We start from the raw sequence: 23343 nt of genomic DNA, 5'->3' as shown, positions 1-23343 counted from the left end.
GGTCCCGGGTGCACACAGTGCTCACCCACCAGCCGCTACCAGCAGCGAGTCTGCCCGACGACCGACCCGCTACACCTCATTAGGGTGCGGCTGGGGTGGTCAGGCCAGGGGTTGGGTGAGGTCGTAGACCGTGGTGGTGCCGATGGTGACGGCTTGGAAGTGGGCCTTGACCCAGGTGGTGATCTCCGCGCCGGTGCCCGAGTTGCCGCCGGGGCCGCCGCCGTTGCCCGCGATGAAGTAGTGGATGTCACCGTTGGCGACGTACTGCTGGAATTGGGCGAGGGTCGGGGAGTTGTCGCTGCCGGTGAAGCCGCCGATCGCCATGATCGAGGTGCCGGTGGACAATTCGAGGCCCGCGGCGGATTGGGCGCTGACCGTCGCGGCCGCCCAGCGGTTGTGGGTGTTCTTCAGCAGGTTCTGCAACTCGGTGTTGTTGCTCGCGCCGCCGCCACCCGGGCCGGACATCTGGCCGCCGCCGGAAGCCGTTGCGCCCGAAGCGGTTCCGTCGGTGGCCTCCTGAGCCGATCCATCGGTCGCCGACTGGGCGGCGGAACCACCGGCCGACGTGGACTGGCCGTTGGTTGAGGACCCTCCCGCCGAGGTCGACTGGCCGCCGGTTGCAGAACGTTCCGCCGAAGCGGACTGGCCGCCAGTCGAAGATCCTCCTGGCGAAGCTGTCTGGTCCCCGGTCGCCGAACCTCCCGACGACGCCGACTGGCCACCGGTCGCGGAACCCGCAGCCGAGGGAGGTTGCGCGCCGGTGCCGGAACCGGTGGGGGCGGACTGGCCGCCGGTGGCGGAGCCATCGGCCGGAGCGGACTGGCCGCTGGTCGCCGAACCGTCAGTCGAGCCGGATTGGGCTGTGCCCATGGATGATTGGCCGGGTGCGCCGCCGCGAGTGAAGCCGTCGCCTCCGCCGAAGCCACCGGGGCCGCCCATTCCTCGGCCAGTTGCCGGGCCGGAGGTCGGCATGGAGCCGGTGTGGGTGGTCGCGAGGGTTTCGAGGGTGTAGGTCGTGGTTCCGGCCAGGCCGAACAGGAGGGCGGTGGCCGCGATGACGGCGGTGAGGCGGCCCAGGTGGTGGGCGCCGACGATGAGGATCGCGGCCAGGGCGATCGAGCCGATGAGGGTGATCCAGCGCAGGGGCGGGTACCAGTCGGGGGTGCGGTCGAGCAGGACGTAGTTCCAGATGCCGGTGGCGGCGAGCATGGCGCCGAGGGTCACGCGGGGCACGAGATGGGCGCGGCCGCGCCACAATTGGGTGATCGAGATGCCGATCAGCGCGGCGACCGCGGGGGCGAGGGCGACGGTGTAGTACGGGTGGATGGTGCCCTGCATGTAGCTGAAGACCACGCCGGTCACCAGGAGCCAGCCGCCCCACAGGATCAGGCTCGCGCGGGTGCGTCCGGTGCGCGGGGTGCGGCGGGTGAACCACAGCCCGGCGACCAGGCCGATCAGGGCGGCGGGGAGCAGCCAGGAGATCTCGGTGCCCATCGAATCGCCGAACAGGCGGGTGATCCCGGTGCTGCCGCTGAATCCGCCGCCACCGCCGTGATTGCCGGAACCGCCGAGCACGCGGCCGAGGCCGTTGTAACCCAGCGCCAGCTCGAGCAGGCTGTTGTCGGTCGAACCGCCGATGTAGGGCCGGGAATCGCTGGGCCACAAGGAGACCAGGGCCACGAACCATCCCCCCGACACCACGACCGCGACGGCCGCGCCGAGCAGCTTGACGATCCGCCGCCCGAACCCGATGGGCGCGGCGACCAGGAACACCAGGCCGAACGCCGGAAGCACCAGGAACGCCTGCATCATCTTGGTGAGGAAGCCGAAGCCGACGGCGACACCGGCGAGCGCCAGCCAGCGGCCGCTGCCCCGCTCGGTCGCCCGCATCGTGCAGTAGGCCGCCGCGACCAGCAGCAGCACCAGCAGCGCGTCGGGATTGTTGAACCGGAACATCAACGCCGCCACCGGAGTCAGCGCCAGCACGCTACCGGCCAGCAAACCCGCACCGGGACCGTGCCAGCGCCGTACCGCGGCGTAGACGAGCGCGACCGACGCCACCCCCATCAGCGCCTCGGGCAGCAGCATGGACCACGAACCGAAGCCGAACAGCCGTCCCGACAGGCCCATGATCCACAGCGCGGCGGGCGGCTTGTCGACCGTGATCGCGTTCCCGGCGTCCAGCGAACCGAACAGCAGCGCCTTCCAGCTCTGCGTCCCGGCCTGGACGGCGGCCGCGTAATAGTCGTTGGCCCAACCGTTTCGGCTCAGGCCCCACAGGTAGGCGACGGCGGACGCCAGCAGCAGGCCCCACAGGCCGGGGCGGGCCCAGCGCGGTTGATCGGGGTCGCCGAACACGATGCCGTGCCAGCGGGGACGCTGCCGCGCGGGCGGGGCGGGGGGTGAACTGGTGGCCCGCGGGGCGGGCGCTTCGATGGTGGTCATATCCGTGTTCCTCTCGTCTCCACCATGTTCGAACGGCGCACTGGGCCGCCGTTGCGTGTACGCTGTGCGATTGCTGTGAGGGCGGGGGCGGATTCGGCCGGAAACGCCGATCGCGCCCGACCACCAGGCGATTGGTGGTTGTCGGGCGCGATGGGCTATGGTTTTGACTCGCCGCCGGAGCGCGGCACGCGGATGTAGCGCAGTTGGTAGCGCATCACCTTGCCAAGGTGAGGGTCGCGGGTTCGAATCCCGTCATCCGCTCCGTCAACTCAGGTCGTAGACGGTCACGCCGTCGATCGTCCGCGCGGTGTAGTTCGCCCGCACCCACGCCGAGATCTTCGCCGCCTCCTGGCTGCCGCCGCTCGAGGAGCCGCGCATGCCGCCCATCACCTGTCCGTCGATGTAGTAGTGGATCTTGTGTTGCGCCACAAGGCTTTCGAACTCCGCCAGCGTCGGCGCGGGATCGGTCCCGTTGTACCCGCCGATCGCCATGACCGGGCTGCGCGTCGCCAGCTGATAGGTGGCCGCATTGTTCGACCCGGTGGTCGCCGCCACCCAGGTATACGCGTCCGCGTTGTCCTCCAATGCCGCAACGACATTCGCACTCGGCTCGGACGCCCCGAACAACCCACCCATGGGTGGCCCACCCATGCCGCCTTGGGCACCCGCCGCGCCACCTTGGGCACCGGCCGCACCGCCTTGAGCACCGGCCGCACCACTCTGACCACCGGATATACCGGCTTGGGCACCGCTCGAACCGCCCTGGGCACCGGCCGCACCACCTTGAGCACCGGCCGTGCCGCCCTGGCCACCGGGCGCACCGCCTTGAGCACCGCTCACGCCACCCTGACCATCGACCGAACCGCTTTGAGCACCGGCCGCGCTCCCCTGACCACCGGCTATACCGCTTTGGGTACCGCTCACGCCACCCTGACCACCGGCCGCACTGCCCGTATTCCCCTGCCCCCCAGCAGTTCCCGGAACACCTCCCTGCCCATTCGCACCGAAAGCACCGCCCATGTTCCAGCCTCGCCCAGGCGTTCCACCCGGGCGCATATGCCCGAACCCGGCCCCCGCGGGCCCCGCGCTCGGAATCGCTCCACCGTGTGAGGTGGCAACGGTCGCAAGGGAATACGCCGTCGGAGCCGCCAATCCAGTGACCACGGCGAGCCCGGCCACCACCAAGGCGATCCGGCGCGGGACGCGGGCGATGAGCAGCAGCAGGGCGGCGGCGACCACTCCCCCGGCCAGGACCGTGGGGGCCAGCCAGGGCTGCCACTGCGGGGTTCGGCGCAACAGGATCCAGGCCAGGAGCGCCGTGATCGCGAGCGAACCGGACAGGACCGTGGTCGCCCGAATGTCGTTGCGGCGCTGCCACATCAAGGCCGCCCCGATGCCGACCAGGGCGCCGATCGCGGGGGCCAGGGCGACCGTGTAGTACGGGTGCAGGATGCCGCTGGCGAAGCTGAAGACCGCGCCGGTGACGGCGAGCCAGCCGAGCCAGAGGAGCAGGGCGGCGCGGGTCGTGTCGGTGCGGGGGGCGCGGCGCAGGACCCAGAGTGCGGCCAGGCCCAGGATGATCGCGGCGGGGAGCAGCCAGGCGATTTGGCCGCCCATCTGGTCGCCGAACAGGCGCGCCCAGCCGACGTCGAAATTGGTGTTGCCGAGGCCGCCGGTCTCGTCGCCGGTGATGCGGCCCAAACCGTTGTAGCCCAAGGCCAATTCGAGCACGCTGTCGTGCTGCGAACCGCCGATGTAGGGCCGGGAGTCCGCGGGCCACAGCGCCACCAGCGCGAGATACCAACCCGCCGAGACGATCACGGCCAGCACCGCGCCCGCCGATCGCAGCAGCCGGGTGCGCCACGGCGCCCGCGCCGCGAGCAGGTACACCACCGCGAAGGCGGGCAGCACCAGGAACGCCTGCATCATCTTGGCCAGGAAACCGAAGCCGACGGCCACTCCGGCGAGCGGCAACCACCATGCGGCGGAATCGGTTTCGACGGCGCGCAGCACGCAGTAGGCCGCCACCGTCAGCAACAGCACCAGCAGCGCGTCGGGATTGTCGTAGCGGAACATCAACGCCGCCACCGGGGTCGCGGCCAGCACCGCACCGGCGAGCAGGCCCGCGCCGTGCCCGGCGACCCGCCGCACCGTCGCGTACAGCACCGCCACCGACGCGACACCCTCCAGCGCCTGCGGCACCAACAGGCTCCACGAGTTGAGGCCGAACAGCCGCGCCGAGAGGTCCATCACCCACAGCGCGCCCGGCGTCTTGTCGACGGTGATCGCGTTGGCCGCGTCGCTGGAACCGAACAGCATCGCCTTCCAGCTGGTGGATCCGGCCTGCACGGCGGCCGCGTAGAACTGATTGGCCCAGCCGCTCGAACCCAGATCCCACAGGTACAGCGCCGCGGTCGCGATCAGCAACGCGGCCAGCGACCAGGGGCGGAGATCGCGCCGGGCCGGGGCGGGGGCGGGCACAACGGTCGGTTCGGACAGGGTGGAGGTCACCCGATCGAGCGTGCCGTCACCGCGTGGAAGCGTCCTGTGGTCCGGCTGTGCGTTTGCTGGGAGCGCGGTCCTTGGGCGCGGCCCGCAGGTGCGCGCGTTCGCCCTGTTTGCCGAACAGGCTGAGGATCTCGGCCGGTTCGTCGTCGGCGGCGCCGAACCAGTGCGGCACGCGGGTGTCGAATTCGGCCGCCTCGCCGGGCAGCAGCACCAGATCGTGGTCGCCGAGCACCACGCGCAGGCGGCCGTTGAGGACGTACAGCCATTCGTAGCCCTCGTGGGTCTGCGGGCTGGGGTCGCGGCGCGGGCTGTGCGCCTCGAAAACGATCTTGTACGCCTGGATGCCGCCCGCCCGTTTGGTCAGCGGCACCATCGTCATGCCGTGATGGGTGACCGGACGAAGGTGCACGCGCGGGTCGCCGGTCTGTGGGGCGTCGACCAGTTCGTCGAGGGTGACGCCGTGCGCGCGGGCCAGCGGCAGCAGCTGTTCGAGGGTGGGGCGGCGGCTGCCCGATTCGAGACGGGACAGCGTGCTCACGGAAATGCCGGTGGCCGTTGACAATTCGGCCAGGGTGGTGCGGCGTTTGCGGCGCAGTTCGCGCAGCCGGGGGCCGACCGCGTCGAGCGCCCGATCGATCTCGTCCATGCCGACAGTTTGCCACTTCGGCAAATCTCCTTGCCGATACGACCTCTGGAGCGGCACTGTCGTAACGAAGGAGGTGTCATGGTGACCGAGAAGCGGAACGACGACTACGACCTCGGGCACGGCACCGTCGTAGCGAAGGAGGTGGTCATGGTGACCGAGGAGTGGAACGACGACTACGACGCGGTGGTGATCGGCGGCGGCGCGGCCGGATTGAACGGGGCGCTCATGCTGGCGCGGTCGCGGCGTTCGGTGCTGGTGGTCGATGGCGGCGCGCCGCGCAACGCCCCGGCCGACGGGGTGCACGGCCTGTTCGCCCGGGAGGGGGTGCCGCCGGGTGAACTGCTCGCGCGGGGACGGGCGGAGGTCGCGTCGTACGGCGGGCGCGTGGTCGAGGGCGAGGTGATCTCGGCGCGGCGCGCGGAGGCGGGTTTCGTCGTGGGGCTGGCCGACGGACGCTCGGTGCGGGCGCGGCGGCTGCTCGTCGCGAGCGGGTTGGTCGACGAGTTGCCCGAGGTGGCGGGGCTGCGGGAGCGGTGGGGACGCGATGTGCTGCACTGCCCGTACTGCCACGGCTGGGAGGTGCGTGATCGGGCGATCGGCGTGCTCGGCAGCGGGCCGATGTCGGCGCATGTCACGCAGTTGTTCCGGCAGTTGAGCGATGACGTGGTGTACTTCGCCCACACCGCGCCGCCGACCGCGGAGCAGGCCGAGCAGTTCGCCGCGCGCGGGATCCGGGTGGTCGAGGGGATCGTGACGGAACTGGTCGTCACCGGCGATCGGCTGACCGGGGTGCGGTTGAGCGACGGCACGGTCGTCGAGCGCGCGGCGCTGGCGGTCGGGACGCGCATGATCGCCCGCGCCGGATTCCTGGCCGAGCTGGGTCTGCGGCCGAGCGAACATCCCAGTGGGATGGGCGAATACATTCCCGCCGACGCGACCGGGCGCACCGAGGTGCCGGGCGTGTGGGCGGCCGGGAACGTATCGGATCTGTCGGCCCAGGTCGGCGCGGCCGCGGCGGCGGGCGCGATGGCGGGGGCGCAGATCAATGCCGACCTGGTGGCCGAGGAGGTGGCGGCGGCCGTGGCGGACCGGGCTCTCGGCGAAATCCCAGTTTCGGCCCATTCGCACAGCCAACCCTGATCCTCGGCACAGCGGGGGCCCATTTTCGTGACCGACCGTGGGACGACCGACCGGCAAGCCGGTCCCGACCATCGAGGAGCACGCACGATGACGACCCCCGTCCAGCAGCCGCCGGAGACCGAACAGCCTTGGGGCGCACCACAACCCGCCCCCTCGGGCTGGACCACTCGCAAGTCCCTCGCGGCGGTGGGCGTCGCCGCCGTCATCGCCGCGGCGGGCGCGGGCGTCGTCTACGCCGCGTCCGGGCATTCGACCGAGAGCCGCGGCCCCGGCGGCGGCCCCGGCATGAGCATGAACGGCCCCGGCGGCCAGTCCGCCCGCGGCGGCGGCATGATGATGCCGGGCGCCCTGCACGGCGAATTCGTCGTCTCCGACGGCAACGGCGGCTACGCCACCGAACTCACCCAGACCGGCACGGTCACCGCCGTCTCCGCCGACTCCATCACCGCCAAGAGCGCCGACGACTACTCGCACACCTACGCGATCACCTCGAACACCACCGGCGCCACCGCCAAGGTCGGCGACACGGTGACCATCCGCGCCACCGAATCGAACAACACCGCCACCGCCACCGAGATCACCACCGGCACCGCATCCCAAGGCCGCGGCATGCAGGGCCAAGGCCGGGGCCAATTCCCCGGGGGCCCGAACCAATCCGGCGGCACCGGCCAATTCCCGGGCGCCCCCGGCCAACCCGGCACCGGCCAACTCCCACCCCAGCCCGGCGGCCCCACCCCCTGACCGACGCGCTCGCCCCCGGGAACGCGCTGATCAGCGGATAGGATGGCGGCATGTCGACTCCGCACGTCGAGCGGCCGGACCTCCCCGAGCAGATGACCTGGGAGGAACTCGAGGCGCTGCCCGAGGAGATCGCCGGGCAGATCGAGCTGTGGGAAGGCCGCGTCGTCTGGGTTCGGCGCGGCCCGGCCGAACACCAGGACGCGACCAATCTGCTGTGGCAGGCGCTACGCCGCTGCGCCCGAGAAGATATGGCGCACAACGCCGAACGCTGCTGGCGGGTGTCGACGGAGACGAACGTCTTCTTCGGCGCCACCGGCAAATCCGACTTCGTCACCCCCGATTTCCTGGTCTACCGCTGCCTGGACCAGCCGTATCAGGACATTCGGGCCACCGATGTGTATCTGGCCGGAGAGGTGCTGTCTCCGTCCAATACGCCCCGCGACATCGAGTCGAAGAAGGCGCGCTACGCGGGCGCGGGCATCCCCTGGTACTGGGAGGTGTTGCTCGGCACGGATCAGCTCACCGATATCGTCCGCGCCTACGCGCTCGAGACGGGGCACGGCCGATTGCCCGACGGCGTATCTCCGCTGCGCCCGGCCAATTACGTCATCGCCGGTGAGTGGATCGCGGCGGAGACCGACGGCATCGCCTTCGAGCATCCCTTCCCGATCGGGATCCCCTGGTCCGAGCTCGAGCTCTGATCACCCCGCGGCCGACAGGTCTCGGCCGATGTCGGTGGCTGTTTCGTGGAGGAGGGGGATGATTTCGGTGGGGGACAAGGTCGCTACTCGGGGTTGGGGGCCGCTGATGGAGATGGCGGTTCGGGTGGGGGCGTTGGGGACGGCGACGGCGTAGCAGTGTAGGCCGGGTTCCTGTTCGCCGGTGTCGGTGGCGTAGCCGCGGTGGCGGATGTGGTCGAGTTCGGTGCGTAGGGCGGCGGGGTCGGTGATGGTATGGGAGGTGTGGGGGCGCAACGGGATTCGGGTGAGGACGCGGTCGGTCTCCTCGGGGGTGAGGGTGGCCAGGACGGCCTTGCCGACGGCGGTGCAGTGCAGGTCGACGCGCTGGCCGACCTCGGTGAACATCCGCATGGCGTGCGGCGAGGGGACCTGGGCGACGTAGACCACCTGATCGCCGTCGAGCACCGCCATATTGGCGGTCTCGCCGGTGAGGTCGCGCAGCCGGGTCAGGTGCGGGCGGGCCGAGGCGCCCAGCACCCGGCTCGCGCTCTCGCCGAGGCGAATCAGCCTGGGGCCCAACGCGTATCGCCGGGAGGGCTGCTGGCGGACGTAGCCGCCGGAGATGAGCGTGCGCAGCAGCCGGTGAATGGTGGGCTGCGGCAACCCCGACGCCTCGGCCAGCTGCGACAGCGTGGCGTCACCCCCGGCGTCGGCGACCCGTTCCAGAAGATCGAAGGCGCGATCGACCGACTGCACCACACCTGCCCGCGGACGTGATTCGGTCACGGCGATCCTTCCGTCGTGGGTCGATGTGCTCATTATGATCGCCGACCCGCGTCAGAACACCGCGCGCCAATACCCTTCGCCCGCGACCGCCCACTCCCGCTCGAGCGCGGGCACCAGGGTGCCGCTGACCTGTGTCGCGTTGTCGAAGACGAGGGCCAGCCGGGTCGGGCCGACGGTGCCGGTGAATCGGCGCGCGCCGCGCAACTCGTCGGGATCGTCCGCGTCGATGTGCGCCCCGAGCACGGTGAACGGCGGTATCTCCCCGACGAATCGGCCCTCGAACACGCGTTTCAGCCCGGCGTCCCGGTTCACCGCGTGCACCGTGAGGTGCCTGCCCTCGGTGTGCTCGCAGACCCCGCGCAAGAAGGTCATCGCTGCCCCCGATCCGACGTGAGTGCCTCCAGGGTAGAGCGTTCGCACTCGTGCGTCGCCGAATCGGCGTCTCACAGGGTCGCGAGCACGTCCTCGAACGCCGCCTCCGCCGCGCCCAGCAGTTTGAGATCCGCTCCGAGCGAGGACCGTTCGATCCGCACCCCGCCCAACGCGCGGCCCACCAGGCTGCGGCGCGACACCTCGCCGCGCACATGCTCCACCACCGCGTCGGGCAGCCAGACGAACAGATCCCCGAGCACCACCAGTTCGGCCCCGAGAATGTTGACCACGTTGACCACGCCGAGGGTCAGCCAGTCGACGTACTCCCCCAGCCGCGCCACCGGATCCGAATCCCGGTGCAGCTCACGCATTTCCGCGACGATCGCGCCGCGCGCGCAGTTCTCGGGCAGGCCGAGCGCGCGGCGCAGCGCCGCCTCCCCCACCTCGGTCTCCCAGCACCCCTCGTTCCCGCAGTGGCACCGCCGCCCGCCCCGCCGCACGGTCATGTGACCGATCTCGCCGAGATATCCGGCCGATCCGCGCATGGGCGCGCCCTGGGCGATGATGCCGCCGCCCACCCCGACGTCGGCGGAGACGAACACCGCGTCCGACGCGCCGCGCCCGACCCCGCGCACGTTCTCGGCGAGCGCGCCCAGTTCGGCGTCGTTGCCGATCACCACGGGCACGCCCAGCAGCGTCCCCATCCGCTCCCCGAACGGCACCCGCGTCCAGCCGAGATTCGCCGCGGTGTGCACCAATCCGTCCGCGCGCCGCACCACGCCCGGCACCGACACCCCCGCCGCGATCGGGCGCAGGCCGAGATCGGCCGCCAGCAGCGCCGCGGATTCGGCCACGTGACAAGCCAATTCGTCCGGTTCGCGCCCGCGCCCGCGCACATTCCAACTGTTGCGGCCCAGGATCTGACCGCCCAACCCGACCAGAGCGATGCCCGCGTGCTCGACCTGCACGTCGACCGCCAGCACCACCGCCGCCTGCGGCTGCGGCAGCACCAGCAGCGAGGGCCGGCCCGCGCCCTTGGCCAGGCGCGGGACCCGCTCCTCCACCACCCCGTCCCCGGCCAGACCGTCGACCAGCATCTTGATGGTCGAGCGGTTGAGGCCGAGCTCGCTGGCCAGCGCCGCGCGGGTGGCCGGACCGCCCACGTGCAGCCGACGCAGCAGCGAGGCGCGATTGAATCGGCGCACCTCGTCGGGTCGGGCGACGGTCATCTACCGTCCGGTCGCCCGGGCCCGCCGCCGCGACAGCGCGTCGACGGTCGAGGCCAGCAACAGCACCAGGCCGGTGACGATGGAGACGACCGCGGCCGGTTGCCGCAGCAGACCCAGCCCGTTGGACACCACCGCCAGCACCGCGCCGCCGATCACCGCGTCGGCGACCCGGCCCTTGCCGCCGAACAGCGACGTCCCGCCGATCACCGCCGCGCCCACCGCGAACAGCAGCGTGTTCAGCCCGCCCGCCTGCGGATCCACCGAGCCGACCTTGGACGAGTAGACGATCGCGCCGACCGCCGCACAGCCCGAGGAGATGACGAACACGCTCGCCCGCAATTGGGTCACATTGATTCCAGCGCGCCGGGCGGCCTCGGCGTTACCACCGATGGCGTAGAGGTGCCGCCCATAGGCTGTCCGATTGAGGACGAAGGTCCCGATCACCAACAGCGCCAACACGATCGGCACCACGTACGGCACCCCGGAGATCTCGAGCGCGTTCGGCGAGCGGTTCACCGACAACAACGCGGTCGCGACCGCCGCCAGCACGGTCACCGCCGTCACCTTGCCCAGCACCAGCGGCGTGGGCGCGGACACCAATCCCTTGGCCTGCCTGCGGAAGTGACCGAACAGCGTGACCCCGGCGTACCCGCCCGCCCCGACCACGAACAGCACCCAGCTCCACGCCACCGACAGATTGCCGTTGGCCACCTCGTTGAGCACCGGCGAGGAGCTGATGCCCAGTACCCCGCCCTCGCCGATCAGTTGCAGGATCGCGCCCTGCCAGGTGAGGAACAGCGCGAGCGTGACCACGAACGACGGCATCCCGATGCGCGCGATGAGGAATCCGGTGATGCACCCGATGGCCGTGCCCACGCACACCGCCAGCAGCATCTCGATCCACGGGTTGGCGTGGAAGCCGACCATGGTGATCGCCACGCCCAGCAACGCCGTCGCCACCCCGGGCCAGATCCGCAGCAGTCCGGCCAGCACCGCGGCCAGCAGCAGCAATCCGTTGAACACGATGAACACCGTATTGCCCATGCCGGACAACAGGTTTCCGTCCTCGACGTAGTGCATGGCCAGCACCGCCCCCGCGACCCCGGAGGCGGTGCCCGCGGACAGATCGATCTCGCCCAGCAGCAACACGTACACGATGCCCATCGCGATGATCGTCTGCCCCGCGCCCTGCGCCAGCAGGTTGGCGATGTTGTTGAGCGAGAAGAACACATCCGACAGCACGGAGAACAGCACGACCAGCACCACCAGGCCCAGCAGCGCGGGCAGGGAACCGATCTCGCCGCCCCTCACGCGGGCGAGATAGGCGCGCACGGCCTCGGTCGTGGACACGGTGGTGGTGTCGATGCCGAAATCGGCGACGGCCGTCTCGGTCGAAACTTGCGTCATCACATCGTCTTTCCTGCTAGAGCACCGCGGCCTCGGGCCGTGCCAGCCCGAGATCGCCGGAGCGGCCCGCGGTGATCAGTTCCACGACCTGGTTCTGCGTGACATCGGCCGTGCGTACCTGCGCGGCCATCCGGCCCAGGTACAGCACCGCGATGCGGTCGGCCACCTCGAACACGTCGGCGAGGTTGTGGCTGATGAGCACGACCCCGAGCCCGCGTTCGGCCAGCCGCCGGACCAGGTCCAGCACCTGCCGGGTCTGGGCGACGCCGAGCGCGGCCGTGGGTTCGTCCAGCAACACCAGATTGCTGTTCCACAGCACGGCTTTCGCGATGGCGACGGTCTGGCGTTGCCCGCCCGAGAGCGAGGCGACCGGGGTGCGCACGGATTTGACCGTGCGCACCGAGAGCGAGGCCAGCGTGCGCCGCGCGGCCTCCTCCATGCTCGCCTCGTCCAGGAACCAGGGCTTGCCCCGTTCGCGGCCGAGGAACATGTTCTGCACGATGTCGAGGTTGTCGGCCAGCGCGAGATCCTGGTAGACCACCTCGATCCCCAGCGCCGCCGCGTCCTTGGGCCCCCGCACGTGCACCTCCTCGCCGCGGAACCGCACGGTTCCGGAGTCGGCGGGATGGATACCGGCGACGCATTTCACCAGGGTCGACTTGCCCGCGCCGTTGTCGCCGACGAGCGCGGTCACCTCGCCCGCGGGTGCGGTGAAGTCGACGTCGTGCAGTACGTGCACCGCGCCGAAACTCTTGTTGAGCCCGGTGATCTGGAGCAGCGGCTCGGACATCAGGCGATGCCCTGCTGGGCGCACAGCGGCGCCACGTCACCGCCGCACAGCTCGCTCGCCTTCACATAACCCAGATCGACGACCTGCTTGACCTCGGTGCGGGTGATCGAATGCGGGTCCAGCAGCACCGATTTCACGGTGCGGTTGCCCTTGGGGTCGGTGCTCGACGCGGTGGCCAGGCCGTCGGTGGCCTTGTCGCCCTTGGCCAGCGCGGCGACCAGTTTCGCCGCGGCCTCGGCCTCGTCCTTGATCGGCTTGAACACCGTCATGTACTGATCGCCGCGCAGCACCGCCTTGAGCCCCTCGACGGTGGCGTCCTGTCCGGTGACGGGCACCTTGCCGTTGAGGCCGTTCTTCTTCAGCACGGTGATGATCGCGCCCGCGAGGCCGTCGTTGGCCGCGACCACGCCATCGATCTTGCCGCCGTTGCCGGTGAGCAACTGCTCGAAGACCTGGCCGCCCTTCTGGTTGTCCCAGCCGTCGATGGGCTGGCTGTGCACCAGCTTCAGCGCGCCCGAATCATAGAGCGGCTGAAGGACTTTGCGCTGACCCTGGGCGAACAGGGTGGCGTTGTTGTCGGTCGGGGCGCCCTCGATCTCGATCACCTGACCGCCCGCCTTGTCCTTGAGCGCGTCGGCCAGGCCCTGCCCCTGCAACTGCCCGACCCGCACATTGTCGAAGGAGACGTAGTAGTCGGAGGAGCCGCCGAGGTTCAGCCGGTCGTAGTCGATGGTCGGGATGCCCGCCTTCTTCGCCTTGGCCGCGACCGCGGTGCCGACCTCGCTGTTGATGGCGGCGATGACCAGGACCTTGACGCCCTTGGCGATCATGCCGTCGGCCAGCGTGCTGAACTTCTGCACATCGCCCTGGGCGTTCTCGATATCGGCGTCGAATCCCTGTGCGGTGAGCGCCTTCTGGAGCATGGGCCGGTCGAAACCCTCCCAGCGGGCCGAGGTCGCCGTCTCCGGGAGGATCACCCCGACGGTGCCGTTGGCCCCACCTCCCCCGCCGGAACCGGTGGCGGTGTTGTCGGTGCGCGAGGAGTTGGAACCGCAGGCGGTGAGCGGCAACAGGGCGGCCAGGGTGACGGCGATGGCCCCGAACGTTTTCGTCCTCATCAGGTGAACCTTTCGAGCGGGCGGCCGGGTCCGCGCCGGACCCGGCGCGCACGGCCATATGTTGTAGGCAACAACATATGGCACGCCGACCGTGCCGAGGGTCACGATTGCGCAACGGTGTGGCGCGGCTCACTCCTGGTCATGGTGACACGAAACCGCCCCGCGCCGAACCCCTTCGGGATCACCCCGCGCAGACGACCTCGACCGCACCCGCGAGCAACCCCAGCCCGTGGTCGAGTTCGTCCTCGCCGACGGTCAGCGGGGGCAGCAGTTTCACCACCTCGTCGCGCGCACCGGAGGTCTCCACCAGCAGCCCGGCCTCGAACGCGGCGCGCGAGACCTTGCCCGCGCGCGAGGCGTCGTCGAAGACCAGCCCGTGCACCAGACCGCGTCCGCGCGTGGACAATCCGTCGAAACGCCGCGCGAGTTCGGTCAGCGCGCGCCGGACCCGCTCGCCCTTGGCGGCGGTGCCGGTGGCCAGCCCGTCGTCGGACCAGTAGCGCCGCAGCGCGACCCGCGCGGTGACGAACGCGGCGTTGTTGCCGCGGAAGGTGCCGTTGTGTTCGCCCGGGGCCCACTGGTCGAGGTCGGGCCGCATGAGCACCAGCGCCATCGGCAGGCCGTAGCCGCCGATGGACTTCGACAGCGTGACGATGTCCGGCGTGATGCCCGCGCTCTCGAAGGAGAAGAACGGACCGGTCCGCCCACACCCCATCTGCACGTCGTCCACGATGAGCAGAATGCCTCGGGCGCGGCATATTTCGGCCAGCCGCCGCAACCACGACGGCCGCGCCAGGTTCACACCCCCTTCGCCCTGCACGGTCTCCACGATCACGGCCGCGGGCCTGTCCAGCCCCGATGACACGTCGTCGACCGCGCGCTCGAGCCAGAGCAGGTCGTCGACGCCGCCGAGACAGCCGTCGTAGGGCAGCGGATACCCGTGCGGCAGCGGCACTCCCGCGCCCGCCCGCTTGGCCGCGTTGCCGGTCACCGCGAGCGCGCCGAGGGTCATGCCGTGAAAGGCGTTGGTGAAGTGGACGATCGGAATCCGGCCGGTCACCTTGCGCGCCAGTTTGAGCGCGGCCTCGACCGCGTTCGTTCCGGTCGGGCCCGGGAACTGCACCTTGTAGTCCAGCCCGCGCGGGACCAGGACCACGTCGCGCAGGGTCTCGAGCAGTTCCCGCTTGGCCGTGGTGGACATGTCCAGCGCGTGGGTGACGCCGTCCTCGGCCAGATAATGCAGCAACGCGGCCTTGAGCACGGGATTGTTGTGGCCGTAGTTGAGCGCGCCCGCGCCCGCGAAGAAGTCGAGATAGTCCCGGCCCGCTTCGTCGCGCAGCCACGCGCCGCGGGCGGTGGTGAAGACCGTCGGCCAATACCGGCAGTATCCGCGCACATTGGACTCGAGCGCCTCGAAAACCGTGGTCATGGGCGGTCCTCCGGGTTGTTTTGAAACGTCACTGTTTCTAACATTTCGATGCGCGGCCCCGCATCGATTCGGCGGAAAAACCGCACGCTCGTGCCGATTCGGCAACCGACCGGTATCCGCATCGGAACCCCTGTGAGTCGCCGATCTGGTTGTGAACGCAACCCGGTGCCCGTACCGTGAACTGATTGTGCGCGCGGACCCCGGGGTGTATATACGACTGGCTGCAGCAGGGTTCCGCAGACAGTGGCATTATCGCGCGGCGATGTTCGCCGGCATGTTCACCAACGTGGTGTTCGGGCTGGTCCGGGCCTCGGTGTTGTTGGCGGCGGTGCGGACCGGCGCGGGTTTCGGTGGTTACGGCGCCGACGAGATCGGGGCGTATGTGTGGCTGTCGCAAGGGTTGCTGGGCGCGCTCGCGCTCATGGGTCCGCCGCCCGACATCGTCGAGCGCATCCGCAACGGCGATATCGCGGTCGACTTCCTGCGCCCGTTGGACATCCAGATGTCCTGTCTGGCAACCGATCTCGGCCGGGCCGCGTGCACGCTGCTGCTGCGCGGCGCGCCCAGCGTGGCGGCCGGGATGCTCACCCTGCAACTCGCGCTGCCGCACGGTTCGGCGCCCTACGCGCTCGGCGCGGTGAGTGTGCTGCTGGCGGTGACGATCTCGGCGCTGCTGCTGTTCTCGGTGGCGCTGGTGGGGTTCTGGCTGGTCGAGACGCGCGGGCTGCGGCTGCTCTATCAGATCGTGGCGACCTTCCTGGCCGGGCTGTTCGTCCCGGTGCACCTGTTCCCCGGCTGGCTCTACACCGCGGCCGTGCTGACGCCGTTCCCGTCGCTGTTGCAGGGTCCGATCGATGTGCTGTCGGGCCGCGCGACGGGGATGGACGCCGCGAAGATCATCGCGGTGCAACTGGTCTGGGTCGCCGTGGCGCTGCTCCTCGGCCGCTTGCTGCTGCGCGCGGGGCAGCGCAAACTGGAGGTGCAGGGTGGCTGAGGTGATCGTGCCGGCCGAAACCGCTGCGACGCACGGACACTGGTTCTCCCCGTACGCCGCGGTGCTCGGCTCGCGGATGCGCTCCCAACAGGCCTATCCGCTGTCGTTCGCCGCCGACATGTTGTCCTCCCTGCTGGTGGGCGTGGTGGAATTCGCCGAGGTGTGGGTGATCTACCACAACGTGCGGGTGCTCGGGGGACTCGACATGGACGCGATGCTGCTGCTGTTCGGACTGTCCAACCTCGCCTTCGCCGTGGCGCAGATCGCGGTGGGCCACACCGACACCCTGCCCGCCTACATCCGCACCGGCACCCTCGACGCCTTCCATCTGCGCCCGCAACCGCTGTTGCTGCAATTGGTGACCAGCGACATCTCGTTGCGGCGGCTCGCCCGCGCGGGCGTCGCGGCCGCGGTGCTCGCGGTCGGCCTGACCACCAACGAGATCGTCTGGACCCCGGCCACATTCGCGCTGCTGGTGCTGTCGCTGGTCAGCGGCATCGCCATCTTCGCCGGGCTGTTCGTCTGCGCGGCCGGACTCCAGTTCTTCCTCATCGACGGCGCCGAGCTGACCAACAGCTTCACCTACGGCGGATCCTTCGCCGCCCAGCAGCCCACCTCCGTGTTCGGCCATCCGCTCACGCTGGTGTTCGGCTTCGCGGTGCCGGTGGCCTTCGTCGCCTACCTGCCCACCATCGCACTGCTGGGGCTGCCCGGCCCGGCCTGGCTGCCGACCTCCCTGGCCTGGGCGACACCCGTTGCGGCCCTGTGGATCTGGGCGCTCGCGTTGACTTGCTGGCGGATGGGTATCCGGCATTATCAGGGAGGCGGCGGATGAACGCGATCGAGATCAGTGACCTGACCCGGGAATTCGTGTTGCGCCGCAAGGACGATCGCCGCTTACGACGCCGCCGCGAATTGCTCACCGCCGTGGACCGGATGAGTTTCACGATCGAATCCGGTGCGGCCGTGGGCTATATCGGCGCCAACGGGGCGGGCAAATCCACCACCATCAAAATGCTCACCGGCATTCTGGTGCCGACCTCGGGCACGGTCCGCACCTGCGGGCTGGAACCGGTGCGCCAGCGGCGCGAACTGGCCGGCCGGATCGGGGTCGTCTTCGGTCAGCGCTCGCAGCTGTGGTGGGATCTGCCGCTGCGCGAATCGTTCACCATCCTCGCCGCCATCCACCGGCTCGACCCCGATCACGCCCGCAAACGCACCCACGAACTGGTCGAGCAGCTGGAGATGGTCGACACCCTCGACGTCCCGGTCCGGCAGCTGTCGCTGGGCCAGCGCATGCGCGGGGAAATCGCCGCGGCACTGCTGCATTCGCCCGAACTGCTGATCCTGGACGAACCCACCATCGGACTGGACGTGCTGTCGAAACAGCGCCTCCGCGAATTCCTGAGCTACGAACGTATCCAACGCGGCACCACCTTACTGCTCACCACCCACGACATGGGCGATATCGAGCGATTGTGCGAACGCGTGCTGGTGGTCGACCACGGCCGCCTCGCCTACGACGGCTCGCTGACCGGACTCGCCGCGACGGTCGGCGCGCGGCGCGTCCTGGTGGTCGAACTCGCCTCGCCCGCACCGGATCTGGTGGAACTGCCCGGCGCCGACCTGCTGGCCAGCGAGGGCAACGGCATCCGGCAGCGGCTGGCCTTCGATCCCGAGAAGACCACGGCGGCCGCGCTTCTCACCGCCGTGTCGGCGCGGGTGGAGGTGCGCGACCTGTCGATCGAGGAACCCGACATCGAACACGTGGTGCGGCGCATCTACGAATCGCGGATACGCGATTGCCCCTGAGCGTCCGCTTGCGTACCGCGCGGTAGTGTGCCACGTTTTCATCTGATTCTCCGGGGTGACGCGGCCACCGGGGGAATCCGAATGAGGGAGAAAACGTGCAATTCCGGGGAGCGCGCCAGTCGTCGCGCGGCGGCGACCGATTCACCGCGGCCCGTCTGGTGCGTCCCCGCACCATTCGCGGCCAGTTGACCCGGGTCCTCCTGGTGTCGGTCGCGCTGGTGCTGGTGCTGCTCGGCGTGGTGATCGTCGACGAGGTGGGCGGGTACCGCGCCACCGGCGACACCACGCGCGCGGTGACGCTGGCGCTGTCGGTGCAGGACGCGGTGCACGAGATCCAGCGCGAGCGCGGCCTCACCAACGGGCTGCTCGGCGGCGACGGGGCGCTGCGCCCGACCCTGGACCGGCAGCGCTCGGCCACCGATCGGGCACTGATCTCGTTGCAGGATGCCTTGTCCGGCAACGGTTCCGACGCCGGGACGATCCGCTCCGCGCTGGACCGGCTGGGCTCGCTGAGCAGCACGCGCTCCGATGTCAACGCCCGCCGGATCGATCGGGCGACGGCGTTCCAGTTCTACAGCGCCGCGATCGAGGCGCTGAACCAGGCGCGGCCGGGCCTGGTCCACGCCCAGGACGATCAGGTGTGGCGCGGGCTCGAGGCGCTGCACGCGCTCGGCGACACCAAGGAGTTCACCGCCCAGGAGCGCGGCTTCCTCAACGGCGTCTTCGCCGCCCAGAGCTTCGGCGCCGGCGAGTACCTGCAACTGCTGCGGATCCTGGCCGCGAAACAGGCCGCGCAGGCGGACTTCCAGCGCGACGCCACCCCCGCCCAGCGTGCCGCGTTCGAGACCACGCTGCGTTCGGACGAGGCGACCCGGGCCGCGGACGCGGAGGCCGTCGCCCTCGCCTCCGAGCGCGGACCGCTCGCCCGCCCGGTCGACGCGACGCAGTGGTGGGCGCAGATGTCCACGGTGATCGACGCGCAGCGCGAGGTGCAGCGCGGCGTCGGCGCCGATATCGAGGCACGGGCCGACACGCTGCGGTCGGAGGCCGCCACCACGCTCGCGATCTATCTCGGTTTCGCACTGCTGGCCGTGCTGGTGCTGGTGGCGCTCGTGGTGGCGAGCATGCGCACGATCGTGCGACCGCTCGCGGCGCTGGCCGCCGAGGCCGACGACGTGGCCTCGCGCCGCCTGCCGAATGTGATCGCCGCCTGGCACGCCGCCGCCGACACCGCCCCCGAGGCGCCCGAACCGGTCCGCACCCCGCGCGGCGCGAGCGCCGAGATCGCCTCGGTGGCACAGGCTTTCGACCGCGTCCAGCGCGCGGCCCACGAACTGGCCGCCGAACAGGCGCTGCTGCGGCGCAACACGACCGAATCGCTGGCGAATCTGGGGCGGCGCAATCAGAATCTGGTCCGCCGCCAGCTCAGCCTGATCAGCGAGTTCGAGCGCGAGGAACTCGATCCCGACGCGCTGTCGAACATGTTCGAACTCGACCACCTCGCCACCCGCATGCGCCGCAACGCCGAGAGTCTGCTGGTGCTCGTCGGCGAGGCCAGCCCGCGGCGCTGGTCGGAGCCGATCCCGCTGACCGATGTGCTGCGCGCCGCGCTCGCCGAGGTCGACGACTACCGCCGGGTGGTGCTGCGCCGCGTCGACGACGTGCCGATCACCGGCGCGGTGGTCAGCGAGCTGTCGCATCTGCTGGCCGAGCTCATCGAGAACGGATTGGCCTTCTCCCCACCGGATCTCGAGGTCGAGATCTACGGCCGCCGCACCGGGGTGAACTACATGCTCGCCGTGGTCGACCACGGCGTCGGCATGCCGCCCGAGCAGCTGGCCGAGGCCAACGCCCGGCTGCGCGGCGAGGCCGACTTCCTGGTCGCCCCGACCCGCTTCCTGGGCCACTACGTGGTCGGGCGGCTGGCCAAGCGGCTCGGCATCGAGATCGAACTGACGGTGTCGCCGGTGAGCGGTGTGGTCGCGCGCATGCAGCTGCCGGGCGACCTCATCGCCGACCCGACGCCGCGATTGGAAACGCGGCGGCAGGCCCAATTGCCCTCGGCCGCACTCGAACCGGATATCGATCCGACCGCCACCGCCATGCTGCGCCCGACCGCGGCCGGTACCGCCGCGCTGCTGGCCCCGGAGGCCCCCGCGGCGCCCGCGGTGCCCGTCGCCCCCGCCGTCGACGAGTCCGATTTCGAGCCCACCACCCCGACCGTGCGCGAGACCACCGGGCGGCACCACGCTCCTCCGCGCGAGTACCCCGGCGTCCCGGCGGACCCGTTCCCCACCCTGCCCGCGGGACCGATGAAGGATTCGCTCAATGCCGCGGTGGCGCAACGGCAACGGGCCGTCGACGTCGAGCCGGCGCCGCGGCGGGCGGCCGTAGCCGAACCTGAACGCACCCGAAACGGTTTGGTCAAACGGACCCGCAAGACTCGCGACACGGGGGCTTACACCGCACCCACCCCCACGCATCCGGCGGCACCCGCCGCCGAACGCTCACCCGAGGAGGTCCGCGGCATGCTCGCATCGTTCCGAGCCGGTCACCAGCGCGGCGAACAGGCCGAGCGGCAACACTTCTCGGCATCGATCACACAGGAGGAGACCAGGTGACCACCCATCTGCCCGAGAGCGGTCCGCACACCTTCAACTGGCTGCTGGCCGATTTCGTGCGCGGCACCGACGGGGTGCGCGACGCCGTGGCGGTCTCGTCGGACGGCCTGCTGATGGCCATGTCCGAGGGGCTGGACCGGGCGGGCGCCGACCGGCTCGCCGCCATGGTGTCGGGGCTGGTCAGCCTGTCCCGAAGCGCCTCGCGCAGTTACGATTTCGACGGCCTGAAGTTGATCATGATCGAGATGCGGCGCGGCTTCCTGCTGGTCTCGGCCATCGCCGACGGCAGCTGCATCGGCGTGATCGCCGACAGCGACGCCGACATCGGCCTCGTCGGCTATCAGATGGCGGTGCTGTCCGACCGGGCGGGCGCGCTGCTCACCCCCGCGCTGATCACCGAGCTGCGAGAGTCGTTGCGCAGATGAACGATCGCCAGCGCCCCGCCTCCTGGTCGGATCCGTACGCGATTCCGGCGGCTGTCTCGGGCGAGGTCACGGCGGCCCAGGAACCGGTGGTGCGCCCGTTCCTCATGACCGGCGGCCGCACCACCCCGTTGATCGACGGGTTGCGGATCGAGACCCTGGTGCAGGCCACCCCGGCCGCGCTGTCGGCGCCGCTGCGCTTCGAACAGCACGCCGCCGTGCGGCTGTGCCAGCAACCGCACTCCATCGCGGAAATCGCCGCGGCACTGCGTGTTCCGATCGGGGTCGCGCGGGTCGTCGTGAGCGATCTGGTCACCGCCGGGCACGTCTCGGTGCGCGCGGCCGAAGAACTGTCCACCGCCGCCATCGAGAGGATCAGGGATCTTGTACGGGCACTCTGAGCATCAGGACACCCCGCCGCCGCAGCCGACGGCGTCCTCGGTCAAGGTCGTGATCAGCGGCGGGTTCGGCGTCGGCAAGACGACGTTCATCGGCGCGATCTCCGAGATCGAGCCGCTGGCCACCGAGGCCGCCATGACCGAGGTCTCGGTCGGCGTCGACGATCCGGGCCGGCGCGCGGACAAGACCACCACCACGGTGGCCCTGGACTTCGGCCGCATCACCCTCGACCGCACGCTCGTGCTCTACCTGTTCGGCACGCCCGGCCAGGAGCGCTTCGAATTCCTCTGGGACGATCTGCTCGACGGCGCCCTCGGCGGGGTGGTCATGATCGACACCTCCCGCATCGAGGACTGCTATCCGGTGCTGGACTACTTCGAACAGCGCAACACCCCGTTCGTGGCCGCGGTCAACCGCTTCGCGGGCGAGCCCGCCTTCGATCTGACCGAGGTCCGCGAGGCGCTCGACCTCGACGAGAACATCACCCTGCTGGAATGCGATGCGCGCGACCGGCAATCGGTGAAACAGGTCCTGGTGGCCCTGCTCGAACAGGTCCTGCTGCATCGGCTGACCGGACCCGAACGCCTGGTCGCCAGCTGAGCGGCTACTCCGGCACGGTGCCCTGCGCGGAGTACAGGCTCACCGAACCCTCCTCGTCGAGAAACGCGTTCACCAGCATGATCCGGTTGGCGCGCAACTGATCCTGATCCGGTGCGGTGGTGGTGACCGAGATCTGCGGGATGGCGGCCCAGTTGACCACATAACGTTCCGGCGGCCCGTCGGTGCCGGACATGTGGGCGAGGCGGAAGACCGAAACCGCCCGGCGTTCCATGAGATTGCGCACCACCTCGGCGATCCGCTCGGGATCCTCCAGGGCGAACAGGAAACCGAAGGTCAGCTCCGGCGACGAGACGTAGGCGGCCACGTGCCACAGGTTAGCCGACGGCGGCGGCGCGCTCTCGGGACGGACGGGCGCGTGACCGGCTTGTAATGGTGTATAACGATTCTCCGGCAGCTTCGCCCAGTTCCGGCGTAAGCGGTTGCGTGGCTCGGGGGTGACGCGCTTTCCTGAGTATGTCCTGCTTTCCTCGGGCACTCTCTTCTCGCATCGTCGCGGAATTCCCGGTTTCCTCTGTGCCGTGGGCGCTTGTGCGGACCATCGTGTCCGAGGCGGGCGGGTCTGCGCCGGCGCCGAGGGGAGCCCCTCCCCGTGATCCCCCTCGGCCCTGGCGTATCCACATCGAGAACGAACGAGGCGGGGCGCCATGACGACCGAATACCTCGGCCGTGTCCGATCCGGTGACCTGCCGTCGGTGACGCTGGTCCTGCGTTCGTTCCGCGTACCGCCCGAGCCCGGGCGCCGCGACCACGGCGTGCTCGAATCGGCGCATCGGCTGGCGCGGTGTCATGAGCGCCGCGACCTGGCGCAACGGGCCGCGCACGCCCCGAACGCCTCCCCCGCGCGGGTCGCGGCGTGTGTGCAACTGCTCGAGGACATCGATCGCGAGCGGCTGGCGCTGATCGCCCGCATCGATAACTGGGTGGCGGACAACATCTCTCATCGCGAGGGGGCCTCGCTGCACACCGAGACCCTGGGCGCGGTCATCGATCGCATGGCCGAGAAATGGGTGGCGGCCCAGGACGCGCTGGGCCTGCACACACCGCCGCGGCCCGCCGCTCCCGGGCGCGGTGTCGACGGCGCGGCCAGGTTGCAGTGGATGCGCCTGGCCGAACTCGCCGACGGCTACAAGGATCTCATCACCGATGTGCTCGAACACCGGCGACGGCTGCCGGTGTTCTGAGC

22 protein-coding genes and 1 tRNA gene are annotated in these 23343 nt (G+C 70.3%); 12 read left to right on the top strand and 11 right to left on the bottom strand.

All coding sequences use genetic code 11. The annotated features are described in order from the left end of the window. Nucleotides 1-99 precede the first annotated feature (99 nt). Nucleotides 100-2445, bottom strand: a complete 2346-nt coding sequence (locus ACWDSJ_RS26815; RefSeq protein ID WP_450035107.1) for a glycosyltransferase family 39 protein — start codon at nt 2443-2445, stop codon at nt 100-102. A gap of 188 nt (nt 2446-2633) precedes the next feature. Here ACWDSJ_RS26815 and ACWDSJ_RS26810 point away from each other — a divergent pair. Then, a tRNA-Gly gene (locus ACWDSJ_RS26810) sits at nt 2634-2706 on the top strand. 3 nt (nt 2707-2709) lie between these two features. Here the strand turns inward: ACWDSJ_RS26810 and ACWDSJ_RS26805 are convergent. Both ACWDSJ_RS26805 and ACWDSJ_RS26800 read right to left on the bottom strand, forming a co-directional pair. After that, the gene (locus tag ACWDSJ_RS26805) at nt 2710-4956 is read right to left on the bottom strand and encodes a glycosyltransferase family 39 protein (protein WP_450035106.1); all 2247 of its coding nucleotides are present in this window, start codon (nt 4954-4956) and stop codon (nt 2710-2712) included. 16 nt (nt 4957-4972) lie between these two features. Further along, a complete protein-coding gene (locus ACWDSJ_RS26800; protein WP_387369038.1) occupies nt 4973-5599 on the bottom strand; it encodes a helix-turn-helix domain-containing protein in 627 nt (208 codons plus the stop codon). 147 nt (nt 5600-5746) lie between these two features. Between ACWDSJ_RS26800 and ACWDSJ_RS26795 the strand changes: the two genes are divergently transcribed. The 3 genes from ACWDSJ_RS26795 (at nt 5747) to ACWDSJ_RS26785 (ending at nt 8181) form a co-directional block, all read left to right on the top strand. Further along, a complete protein-coding gene (locus tag ACWDSJ_RS26795) occupies nt 5747-6739 on the top strand; it encodes an NAD(P)/FAD-dependent oxidoreductase (RefSeq protein ID WP_450035114.1) in 993 nt (330 codons plus the stop codon). Nucleotides 6740-6826: 87 nt separating this feature from the next. Next, complete coding sequence (locus ACWDSJ_RS26790) at nt 6827-7480, top strand: hypothetical protein (RefSeq protein WP_450035105.1); 654 nt, start codon at nt 6827-6829, stop codon at nt 7478-7480. Nucleotides 7481-7530: 50 nt separating this feature from the next. After that, nucleotides 7531-8181, top strand: a complete 651-nt coding sequence (locus ACWDSJ_RS26785; protein ID WP_450035103.1) for a Uma2 family endonuclease — start codon at nt 7531-7533, stop codon at nt 8179-8181. Here the strand turns inward: ACWDSJ_RS26785 and ACWDSJ_RS26780 are convergent, their stop codons facing one another. From ACWDSJ_RS26780 to ectB, 7 genes are all read right to left on the bottom strand, one after another. Continuing rightward, nucleotides 8182-8946 carry an IclR family transcriptional regulator gene (locus ACWDSJ_RS26780; RefSeq protein ID WP_450035102.1) on the bottom strand — a complete coding sequence of 255 codons (765 nt, stop codon included), beginning with the start codon at nt 8944-8946 and terminating at the stop codon, nt 8182-8184. A 51-nt stretch (nt 8947-8997) separates the two neighbouring features. Next, the gene (locus ACWDSJ_RS26775; RefSeq protein WP_450035101.1) at nt 8998-9318 is read right to left on the bottom strand and encodes a hypothetical protein; all 321 of its coding nucleotides are present in this window, start codon (nt 9316-9318) and stop codon (nt 8998-9000) included. A 71-nt stretch (nt 9319-9389) separates the two neighbouring features. After that, nucleotides 9390-10547, bottom strand: a complete 1158-nt coding sequence (locus tag ACWDSJ_RS26770; RefSeq protein ID WP_450035099.1) for an ROK family protein — start codon at nt 10545-10547, stop codon at nt 9390-9392. After that, complete coding sequence (locus ACWDSJ_RS26765) at nt 10548-11954, bottom strand: sugar ABC transporter permease (protein ID WP_450035098.1); 1407 nt, start codon at nt 11952-11954, stop codon at nt 10548-10550. It abuts the gene before it with no gap. Nucleotides 11955-11970: 16 nt separating this feature from the next. Next, nucleotides 11971-12744 carry an ATP-binding cassette domain-containing protein gene (locus tag ACWDSJ_RS26760; protein WP_387369050.1) on the bottom strand — a complete coding sequence of 258 codons (774 nt, stop codon included), beginning with the start codon at nt 12742-12744 and terminating at the stop codon, nt 11971-11973. After that, nucleotides 12744-13862 carry a sugar ABC transporter substrate-binding protein gene (locus tag ACWDSJ_RS26755; protein ID WP_450035096.1) on the bottom strand — a complete coding sequence of 373 codons (1119 nt, stop codon included), beginning with the start codon at nt 13860-13862 and terminating at the stop codon, nt 12744-12746. Before ACWDSJ_RS26755 ends, ACWDSJ_RS26760 begins: the two co-directional genes overlap by 1 nt. 181 nt (nt 13863-14043) lie before the next feature. Further along, nucleotides 14044-15291: a diaminobutyrate--2-oxoglutarate transaminase gene (gene ectB, locus ACWDSJ_RS26750; RefSeq protein WP_450035095.1), complete on the bottom strand. Its 1248-nt coding sequence runs from the start codon at nt 15289-15291 to the stop codon at nt 14044-14046. Nucleotides 15292-15565: 274 nt separating this feature from the next. Between ectB and ACWDSJ_RS26745 the strand changes: the two genes are divergently transcribed. From ACWDSJ_RS26745 to ACWDSJ_RS26715, 7 genes are all read left to right on the top strand, one after another. Beyond that, nucleotides 15566-16285 (top strand): ABC transporter permease, encoded by a 720-nt coding sequence (locus ACWDSJ_RS26745; protein ID WP_450035094.1) that lies wholly within the window; start codon nt 15566-15568, stop codon nt 16283-16285. A 1-nt stretch (nt 16286) separates the two neighbouring features. Continuing rightward, a complete protein-coding gene (locus tag ACWDSJ_RS26740) occupies nt 16287-17120 on the top strand; it encodes an ABC transporter permease (protein ID WP_450035092.1) in 834 nt (277 codons plus the stop codon). Then, nucleotides 17117-18097 (top strand): ABC transporter ATP-binding protein, encoded by a 981-nt coding sequence (locus ACWDSJ_RS26735; protein WP_387369060.1) that lies wholly within the window; start codon nt 17117-17119, stop codon nt 18095-18097. Before ACWDSJ_RS26740 ends, ACWDSJ_RS26735 begins: the two co-directional genes overlap by 4 nt. 95 nt (nt 18098-18192) lie before the next feature. After that, nucleotides 18193-20718, top strand: coding sequence for a sensor histidine kinase (locus tag ACWDSJ_RS26730; RefSeq protein ID WP_450035091.1), 2526 nt, complete (start codon nt 18193-18195; stop codon nt 20716-20718). Continuing rightward, nucleotides 20715-21143 (top strand): roadblock/LC7 domain-containing protein, encoded by a 429-nt coding sequence (locus ACWDSJ_RS26725; RefSeq protein WP_387369064.1) that lies wholly within the window; start codon nt 20715-20717, stop codon nt 21141-21143. Before ACWDSJ_RS26730 ends, ACWDSJ_RS26725 begins: the two co-directional genes overlap by 4 nt. Further along, nucleotides 21140-21541: a DUF742 domain-containing protein gene (locus ACWDSJ_RS26720; RefSeq protein ID WP_387369066.1), complete on the top strand. Its 402-nt coding sequence runs from the start codon at nt 21140-21142 to the stop codon at nt 21539-21541. Before ACWDSJ_RS26725 ends, ACWDSJ_RS26720 begins: the two co-directional genes overlap by 4 nt. Next, a complete protein-coding gene (locus ACWDSJ_RS26715) occupies nt 21522-22139 on the top strand; it encodes a GTP-binding protein (RefSeq protein WP_450035112.1) in 618 nt (205 codons plus the stop codon). The genes ACWDSJ_RS26720 and ACWDSJ_RS26715 overlap by 20 nt, the downstream gene beginning before the upstream one ends. 4 nt (nt 22140-22143) lie before the next feature. On the opposite strand, the gene ACWDSJ_RS26710 is transcribed toward ACWDSJ_RS26715, so the two are convergent. Continuing rightward, nucleotides 22144-22464 carry a hypothetical protein gene (locus ACWDSJ_RS26710; protein WP_387369068.1) on the bottom strand — a complete coding sequence of 107 codons (321 nt, stop codon included), beginning with the start codon at nt 22462-22464 and terminating at the stop codon, nt 22144-22146. Between the two features lie 340 nt (nt 22465-22804). Between ACWDSJ_RS26710 and ACWDSJ_RS26705 the strand changes: the two genes are divergently transcribed. Then, the gene (locus ACWDSJ_RS26705; protein WP_450035090.1) at nt 22805-23341 is read left to right on the top strand and encodes a DUF4254 domain-containing protein; all 537 of its coding nucleotides are present in this window, start codon (nt 22805-22807) and stop codon (nt 23339-23341) included. Nucleotides 23342-23343 lie beyond the last annotated feature (2 nt).

The sequence above is a fragment of the Nocardia sp. NPDC003482 genome, from assembly GCF_053588115.1.
Note: the sequence above shows the minus strand (reverse complement) of the source record. Positions and strands in the feature narration are given on the sequence as shown.